This window comes from Plantactinospora solaniradicis (genome assembly GCF_042658085.1).
GTDB classification, from domain to species: Bacteria; Actinomycetota; Actinomycetes; order Mycobacteriales; family Micromonosporaceae; genus Plantactinospora; species Plantactinospora solaniradicis.
In genome coordinates this window covers 1-1,864 of the sequence record NZ_JBHSPR010000051.1, presented here as the reverse complement: position 1 = coordinate 1,864, position 1,864 = coordinate 1, and the positions used below count along the sequence as shown (strand labels likewise).

Sequence of the window (1,864 nt, the reverse complement as noted above, 5' to 3'; positions counted from 1 at the left end):
TTGGTCGATGGGTCTGTTGGGTCGGGATCTGAGTGTGGCGTACGCGGCTCGTCGGCAGGGTAGGGCTCCGGGTTGGGAGCCGTTGCCGGTGCAGTACGCGGACTACTCCCTGTGGCAGCGTGAGGTCCTGGGTGATCTCGACGATCCCGACAGCCTGATCAGCGCCCAACTCGGGTACTGGCGAGAGGCGCTGGCAGACGCACCACAGGAGTTGGTACTTCCGACTGACCGGCCCCGCCCGACGATGCCCTCATTCCGAGGCGGGTCGGTCGGGATGGAAGTCGACTCGCAGGTCCACTCCCAGCTGACGAAGATCGCGCAGGACAGCCGGGCGACGATGTTCATGGTGGTGCACGCGGCGTTGGCGGTGCTGCTGTCGCGGGTGGGTGCGGGTACGGACATTCCGATGGGTACGCCGATCGCCGGTCGTGGGGACGCTGCGCTTGACGAACTGGTCGGGTTCTTTGTCAACACGTTGGTGTTGCGGGCTGATCTGAGTGGGGATCCGTCGTTCGGTGAGGTGCTGGCCCGGGTACGGGAGGCGGACCTGGCGGCGTACGCGCACCAGGACCTGCCGTTCGAACGCCTGGTGGAGGACCTGAACCCGGCCCGCTCCTTGAGTCGCAACCCCCTCTTCCAGGTCATGTTCGCCCTACAGAGCACATCCGGCAAGGGCGGCCCGTGGGAGCTGCCGGGCCTGCGTGTGGGCCCGTTCGGCGAGGGATCAGGCGAGATGGCGTCTCGGTTCGACCTGTCGATCGAGATGGCCGAGCGGCGTGACGCGAACGGGTCATCCGAGGGCATGGCTGGATGGGTCAGGTACTCCAAAGACCTCTTTGACGAGTCGACTGCCGAGAGTTTGGCTGGTCGGTTGGTGCGGGTGTTGGAGCAGGTGGCGGCGGATCCGGGTCTGCGGCTCAGCGATATCGAGGTCCTGGACGACGCGGAACGGTCACTGGTCGTCGGCCGGTGGAACGACACGGCGGTGCGGGTCCCCGACCAGACGATGCCGGAGTTGTTCGAGGCACAGGTCGCGGCGTCACCGGACGTGGTCGCGGTGCGCTGCGGTGCGGACGTACTGACCTACGCCGAGCTGGACCAGCGCGCCAACCAACTCGCCCGGTACCTGACCGGAGTAGGAGTGGCTCCCGAGTCGCGGGTGGGGCTGTGCCTGCCGCGTGGGGTGGACATGGTGGTCGGGTTGTTGGCGGTGTGGAAGGCCGGTGGCGCGTTCGTGCCGTTGGACCCGGCGTACCCCAGCGACCGGCTCGACTACATGGTCGCCGACAGCGACACCACCGTCCTGGTCGGCACCACCGACACCCTGTCGGGGATGTCCACGACCGGAGTTCGGCAGGTCCGTCTGGACGAGGTCACCGATCAGGTCGCCGCCCTGCCGGCGGCTGTGTCGAATCGACACGTGGCCCCGGACGGGTTGGCTTATGTGATCTACACGTCGGGTTCGACGGGGCGGCCCAAGGGGGTCGCGGTCGCGCATCGTGGGGTGCTGAACCTGGCCGAGGTGATGCGGCCGGTCCTGGGTGTGGACCAGGGTGTGGTGGCGTTGCAGTTCGCGTCGTTCAGCTTCGACGCCGCGGTCCTGGACGTGGTGGTCACTCTGGCCGCCGGTGGAACCCTGGCGATCGCCTCGACCGAGGAACGCACCGATCCTGAGGCGTTGAGCCGGATGATCCGCGCTACCGACGTCACCGTCGCCAGTGTCGTGCCGTCCCTGCTTGCCGTCCTCGACCCGGGGACTGTGCCCGGGGTCGGGAACTGGGTCCTGGGCGCCGAACGCCTGACAGCGGAGTTGGCGAGTCGGTGGACGGCCCAGTCCCGGGTCTGGAACACGTACGGGCCGACC

General features: G+C 67.9%; 1 protein-coding gene. It reads left to right on the top strand.

Going from position 1 to position 1,864, the window contains the following annotated elements; all coding sequences use genetic code 11:
- Window positions 1-34: 34 nt before the first annotated feature.
- A partial coding sequence (locus ACFP2T_RS36600) for a non-ribosomal peptide synthetase (RefSeq protein WP_377430181.1) occupies window positions 35-1,864 on the top strand: 1,830 nt, incomplete at its 3' end.